General features: G+C 53.3%; 8 protein-coding genes. 3 read left to right on the top strand and 5 right to left on the bottom strand.

Annotation, left to right across the window (positions count from 1 at the left end; all coding sequences use genetic code 11):
• Positions 1-152 precede the first annotated feature (152 nt).
• Positions 153-1,061 carry a tetratricopeptide repeat protein gene (locus VL547_RS21550; RefSeq protein ID WP_325581878.1) on the top strand — a complete coding sequence of 303 codons (909 nt, stop codon included), beginning with the start codon at positions 153-155 and terminating at the stop codon, positions 1,059-1,061.
• A 5-nt stretch (positions 1,062-1,066) separates the two neighbouring features.
• On the opposite strand, the gene VL547_RS21545 is transcribed toward VL547_RS21550, so the two are convergent.
• Positions 1,067-1,933, bottom strand: a complete 867-nt coding sequence (locus VL547_RS21545) for a hypothetical protein (RefSeq protein WP_325581876.1) — start codon at positions 1,931-1,933, stop codon at positions 1,067-1,069.
• Positions 1,934-2,053: 120 nt separating this feature from the next.
• Here VL547_RS21545 and VL547_RS21540 point away from each other — a divergent pair, with 120 nt between their 5' ends.
• Complete coding sequence (locus VL547_RS21540) at positions 2,054-2,377, top strand: hypothetical protein (RefSeq protein WP_325581872.1); 324 nt, start codon at positions 2,054-2,056, stop codon at positions 2,375-2,377.
• A 78-nt stretch (positions 2,378-2,455) separates the two neighbouring features.
• On the opposite strand, the gene VL547_RS21535 is transcribed toward VL547_RS21540, so the two are convergent.
• The 4 genes from VL547_RS21535 to VL547_RS21520 are packed head-to-tail and all read right to left on the bottom strand — an operon-like array spanning position 2,456 to position 4,847.
• Positions 2,456-2,980, bottom strand: a complete 525-nt coding sequence (locus tag VL547_RS21535) for an N-acetyltransferase (protein WP_325581870.1) — start codon at positions 2,978-2,980, stop codon at positions 2,456-2,458.
• Positions 2,981-2,990: 10 nt separating this feature from the next.
• Positions 2,991-3,554 (bottom strand): class I SAM-dependent methyltransferase, encoded by a 564-nt coding sequence (locus VL547_RS21530; protein ID WP_325581868.1) that lies wholly within the window; start codon positions 3,552-3,554, stop codon positions 2,991-2,993.
• Between the two features lie 16 nt (positions 3,555-3,570).
• Positions 3,571-4,440: an SRPBCC domain-containing protein gene (locus VL547_RS21525; RefSeq protein ID WP_325581866.1), complete on the bottom strand. Its 870-nt coding sequence runs from the start codon at positions 4,438-4,440 to the stop codon at positions 3,571-3,573.
• A gap of 5 nt (positions 4,441-4,445) precedes the next feature.
• Entirely contained in the window at positions 4,446-4,847 is a 402-nt protein-coding gene (locus VL547_RS21520; RefSeq protein WP_325581864.1) for a metalloregulator ArsR/SmtB family transcription factor, read from the bottom strand.
• A 242-nt stretch (positions 4,848-5,089) separates the two neighbouring features.
• Here VL547_RS21520 and VL547_RS21515 point away from each other — a divergent pair.
• Positions 5,090-6,364 (top strand): TIM-barrel domain-containing protein (locus tag VL547_RS21515; protein WP_325581862.1); only part of this gene is annotated, 1,275 nt, incomplete at its 3' end.

Raw genomic sequence — 6,364 nt, 5'->3', positions numbered from 1 at the left:
TTTTGCTTTTTAGAAGGACGCCTCAAGCTTGCTGGAAGACGAGCGACGAGGGAGCGGTTGAGAGTAAGCCTGTCTTCAAAAAAACCATCTTTTACATACCCCGATGAAATAAATGCCATTTACGGGCGTTGTTTTCCTAATAACCCCATCCCATGAAAAATGCAATTTTTCTTTATGCGTTCACATTTCTGTGTTCGACAGCCTATTCTCAAATCAATGACCCACAGTACAAAGAGGGCGTAAAGAGTTTTAAAAACAACGACTTTCCCAGCGCATTGCTGTGCTTCGAAAAAGCTATAAAAGCAAATCCCGATAGCGCAGAAGCATATTTCATGCACGGTGTCACCTGCTACCGGACGCAACAGTTGAAACAGGCTATTACTGACTTTGACAAATGCGTTGAACTACATTATACACGTCCCGTTACATACGAATATCGCGGTCAGGTAAAATTCATTCTCCAGGATTTCAAAGGAGCATTGGAAGACTTTGACGAACAGGCAAAATTATATCCAAAAGAATCCGACAACTACAACAATCGGGCTATGGCGAAGACCAGGCTTGCCAACTTCCAGGGTGCCGTGGCAGATTATGACACAGCCATTCTCCTAAACCCCGATAATGTCAAATACTGGGTGGGCAGAGGAGCAATGAAAACGAAGCTCAGCTTATTTCAGGAAGGGGCTGTTGACCTAAATAAAGCTTTACAACTGGACCCTAATAATGAAAGGGCATATTGCATTCGCGGACTCAACAAAATTCTGACGAATCATTTTATCGGCGGATTGTCGGACGTGAACAAAGCAATTGCTTTGGATTCTACGGACCTGGAAGCGTATTTGCTTCGCGGGCAGGCAAGAATACCCCTAAAAGACTACAAAGGCGCACTCGATGACTTAAACTATGTATTGAAGTTTACACCCGACGACCAGTCCGCACTTGGCTTCAGAGCTTCCGCAAAAGTCGGTCTTGGCGACAAGGCCGGCGCCTGCGCCGACTACAACAGATTTTTACAACTGGGCGGAACGCCAGTTGCGGGAGGAGAGAATATTTGTAAATAGAAATTTTATCTCTCTGAAACCTTCAACCTCCACGTCGTATGCATCTTTCCACTCATATTGGCCCTAAGCCGCTGCAGCAACTCCGGCGAGCACGAAGCTAAAAAATGCGGCAACGACCCTAAACTCATATAATCGGGCTCAAACTCTTTATCGATAACCAATCCCTCCGACGCAAAGAACGCTTCAGCCTCTTCAAAGGACTCAAACATATTATCCTTCACCCTATGTTGCTCCAAAAACTCCCTCAAAGTATCTCCCCGCGAGAGCTCCTCATCTTCGGGCAGGTCCCGTCTGAGGTAAACATCGGCCGTGATCCAGTAACCTCCCCGCTCCGCCAGCACGTCGCGGATCTCTCGGCAAAGCTGCCGTTTCTCCTCCATGCCTAAATACATCAGCAGCCCTTCATTCACAATAACCAGCGGACCAGCCGGAAAACCACTGACAATACTATTAAATATCGACGTGTCCAACGCATTCAAAGCCTTCAGCTCATAATGTCCACGGAGCGGACCGGCGAGCGCTGCGACGAGAGGTTGCTTCGTCGCAATCAGATCAGGCAGGTCCGTATCGATATAGTAGACCGGCCGGTCGGTGGCCAGGGCCAGCCCGCGAAAGGAAAATCCGGAGGAGAGTTCCAGTATATTGGTGGCGTCATCGGGCAGCAGCTGGTTGATGCTCCAGTACCGCGCTTCGAAATGCATCACGCGGATCCAAAATCCGGGCTGACGATTCGAAAAATCCGGCTCAAACGGTTCCGGATCCTGGATCAGCTTTGCCGCCTCGCGTGCAAACGGTATTGTGGTATGGGCCTTCATCAGCAAAAGGGCCCGCGCCGATGGGCTGATAGTGTTGTAGTTACGTGTTTGTTGCATGTTAACAGTTGTCTTCCGCTAAAGTTAAGAAAATTACCCGCCCTCAATATGCGGCATAACTGATTGAAAAAATTACCCCGTGGCACGCGAATCGCAGTCACACCTCTAAAAGCGTTAACTATGAGAAAGCTACTAGTGTTAATACTGGGTATCTCACTGACAGCCAGTGCGATGGCCCAAACCGACCCGCAAAAGAAACAGGAAATGAAGGACCTCCGTACCGACGTACGCGAGAAAAAGGCCGCCTCTCACAAAGTGAATAAGGACTGGTCGCATGTACGCGTGAAAAAGGCCATGCACGACCACAAGGCGGTAGCCAGAGAAAATAAGGACATCAGCAAAGATTCAAAACGTTTAAAACGACAAGGTGTTGACCATCCTGTAGCCAAGGCCAAACGTCAGGTCCGCGTCCAGGATGATAACCGAAAGGATCACACGAATTAGTTATTCCTGTGATTTATCAAAAGGGTGTTCCAAAAGGAGTACCCTTTTTTCGTCTCCAACCCCGGTCACCCCCCGGCCTCACGCCCGAAAATTCGGATTCATCCACGCCATCGGGATATCCGCGTCCAGCACCCCATTCGGCTTGCGATACCTTCCCGGCATCCGGCCCTCGATAGTAAACCCAATCCCCTCATAAAAGGCAAGCGCTCTCTTATTGGTCTCCCCCGTCAGCAGCTCGACCCGTAGTATATCCTTGCGGTTCTCCCGAACCTCGTCCAGAACGCCCATGAACAATGTCTTTCCAATACCCTGGCCCTGATAGTCGGGGTCGACGGCGATCGTCAGGTCGCTGAGCATATGGTCAAAACATTTGAGTCCCGGCTTACTGCAGTGGATATCACCGATGATGGCGCCGCTGGCTTCGTTCTCCATGACAAAATGAACGCCGTTGTGGGCGGCCTCCGTCATAAATCCGTCGACATATTCGATGGTGATCTCGTCCTCCGCGCGGGCGAGGCCGCCGGAAATACGGGCTACTTTTTTATACAGGGCGATGATGCCGTCGCGGTCGGCGGCAACGGCAGGCCGAAGGGTGTTTTTCATGAGACTGAAATTATCGAATTTTCGCCAGCGCAGAATAAATATTGCTTCTCCCGAACGCTGACGGCCGCTCGCCCAGCTTGTCCACCTTCGGCCAGCCCGCAATCGCCATCAGGGGGCGGAGTTTAGCCAAACTAACGGGCCAGGGTACCCAGGTAGGCACCGGCGTGTCGGTATCGTATTCCACGACCAGCAGCGGTCTTTCCGGACGAAGCGGCGCGCTTTCCGGATGCCCTGGATGCATCGACCTGGTCAGCGTCGACAAAAACGCAGCCTTGTCCTCGACGTAGTGCAGGGAATTGGCCATGAGTATACCGTCAAGCCCAGCGACAGGTAAAGGAATATTAACAAAATCGGTTTTTACCGGCACCAGATGGACGCCACATACCAGATCCGACTGCAGCATCGGGCGCAGGTCAAGCCCATAAATGGTACTGCCCGCGGGCAAAAATCGGGCGAGCGCTTCGGTGAATAACCCCGACCCGCAGCCGAGGTCGGCCCAACGGACAGGTGCATCTCCTACAACGTCACGCAATACGGGCCGGTCAAAAAGTTCAATAGCTTCAGAGAGTCGCATACGCAAAGATCGGAAACTATCCGACCGCCGCGTGCTTCTTCTCCAAAAATTCCGTCAGCATCGTACCAAGCAGGTTACCCCAGCCTTTCTCGAAATTCTCAGGCCTGAGTCCGGGGTTCTTGTAGCCTTCGAAGGTCTCGATGCCTACATGCCGCAATGTAAGGCGCGTGCCCTTGCCTTGCGGCTCCAGCTCGAAAGTGACGAGGGAGTTGCCAGGAAAGCCGCCATAACGCCATTCGTAGCTGATCTTTTTGTTGGGAATGACCTCGGTGATCTTCCAGATATGCCGCCAGTCATAGCCTTTTGCGGTGATATCAAATTCGGTCTCGAATCCCACCACAGGCCGGAAATCGCTAAGCGGCATATACCACTGCTTCATCTGCTCGGCATTGGTGATGGCGCGCCAGACCGTTTCCGGCGAGGCGTTGTAGGTCCGCTCCATAATGACCTGAACCGGCCCCTTCTCGAGGAAGTCCGTAAGGCTCTCGTTCATAAAATAGTTCCAGCCATCCTCGATCTTCTTCGGGTGGAGGTCCGGGTGGATATCGCCGCGGAAGGTCTCCAGCCCCACATGGCTGACCCTGACACGCGTGCCCTCGCCATCGGGCGTCAGTTCGAAGGTGACGCGCGAGCTGCCGGGGAAACCTGTCAGATGCCACTCATAGCTGATCCTTTCGCCGGGCACGACATCGGTCACTTTCCATACATGCGGAAAGACCTTGTTCTCCACTTTCTGGTCAAATCTGGTTTCGAAACCCATCTCGGGCCGGAAATCCGTAACCGGAAGATACCACTGTTTCATCTGCGCGGGATCTGTGATAGCGCGCCAGACGCGTGCCGGTGACGCATCGTACGTGCGTTCGACGATAACCTGGGCTTTTTCCATATGTGTTATTTTTTTTTCTTTTTTGAAGACGCCTTCGCCGACCCGGGTCCCGGGCCTCTCTTACCTGCCCCTGGGCTTCTCCTCTTCGGCGGCGCCGCGGCCTCCTCTCTCTCCAAAAACTCACCGAGGGCGTCCAGCTTCTGATTCCAGTAGACGCGGAAATGGTCAACCCACTGCGAAACCTCCGACAATTTTTGCAGTCTGGCTTCGCAGTACCGCTCGCGGCCGCGGGTATGGATCGTCACGATGCCGCACTCGGTCAGTATCTTGATGTGTTTGGAGATGGCGGGTCGGCTCACCTCGAAATTTTCCGCGATGGAATTCAGCGGCAATGGCTTCCGCGCGATGAGATGAATGATCTCCCGGCGGGTTGGGTCGGCAATGGCCTGAAATACGTCTCTTCTCATAATTGGTAACCGTTCGGTTACAAAACTAGGAAAAGTAACCATATGGTTACATATTTTATCAAAATATTTTTTTATCCGCCGCCAGACCCGCGGGGATCCGCCACACCTTCCATCGCCCGATCCGCGGCAATCCACCGGTACCACCCAACCCGCGAAACCCACATCCCCCAACCCGGCCCTGCCGGATTTTGCAACCGATTTATTTTTTGGTTATCTTCGGTACCCTCAATCAAACTATGACCATGCGTTCAATAGTCCTGACTCTTGCCCTGCTAGCCGTCGCGGCCACGTCCCACTCCACGATAAAATCCTATACAAAAGACGCGGACGGCGTAAACTTCGTCCTCGACATCGGCTCGATGACCATCCGCGTCTGGCAGCCGGACGTCGTCGAAGTCCGCTATACCATGCTCCCGCAACTTCCCAGACGCTCTTCGCTGGTAGTCACCAACAACAACTGGGCCCCGGCGACGGAGTTCACAGTCGCAGAGCTGAACAATACCATCGTGATCACCACCAAAAAACTGCACATTATCGCCGATAAATCTACCAATGCCATCAGTTACTCCGACCTCACCGGAAAGCCGATCCTCGAAGAAGACGGCGCCAACGGCAAATCGATGCAGCGGGCACAGATCGCAGGGATCGCCACCTATGGTCTGGAGACAGTTTTTAAGTCACCATCGGACGAAGGGCTGTTCGGCCTGGGATGTCATCCCCTTGATTCGCTGTCCATCAACTACAAGGGCCGCGACCAGGACATGCTGATCAAATACATGACCGGCGCTATACCGGTCCTTCTCTCCACAAAAGGATATGGCCTGATGTGGGACAACTACAGCCCATCAAAATTTTACGGAGGAATGGCGGGCAATACAAAATATCGCTATACGTCGGAAGACGGGAAACTCATCGACTATTATTTCTTCTACGGCCCTTCGTTCGACAGGATCGTCTCCCTCTACCGCGACGCGACAGGACGCGCGCCGATGTTCGGCAAGTGGGCGTACGGACTGTTCCAGTCACAGGACCGCTACAAGACTCAGGCTGAAGTCCTCGCCGCCGGCAGCAAATACCGCGACGCCCATATCCCCGTCGACGTCATCGTCCAGGACTGGTACTACTGGGACCCCTTACCCATAGGCTCACACGTAATGAACCCGACGGCGTATCCCGATCCACGGGCGATGGTCGACGAGCTACACAAGGAGAACCTGCACGCGATGATATCCATATGGCCCGTTTTTGGCAAAGGGACGGCCAACTTCGACGCGCTCAAGGCGATGGACGGACTGACGAGCATCACCTGGGACAACGTCGTCACGCACACCTTCGATACTTACTATGACGCACACAATCCGAGGGCGCGCGACCTATACTGGCAGCAGGCGAGGGACAGTCTCGTAGCCCGCTATGGCTGGGACGCGTGGTGGATCGACCAGTGCGAACCCGACAACGGCGCCCTGCTGGACCAGCGCAGGCTGGCGACCTTCTATACCGGCAAGGGCATCGACTAT

Origin of the sequence: Dinghuibacter sp. (assembly GCF_035492835.1) — a bacterium.
Classification (GTDB): domain Bacteria; phylum Bacteroidota; class Bacteroidia; order Chitinophagales; family Chitinophagaceae; genus Dinghuibacter.
The sequence above is the reverse complement of the archived record's forward strand: the minus strand, read 5'-3'. Positions and strand labels throughout refer to the sequence as shown.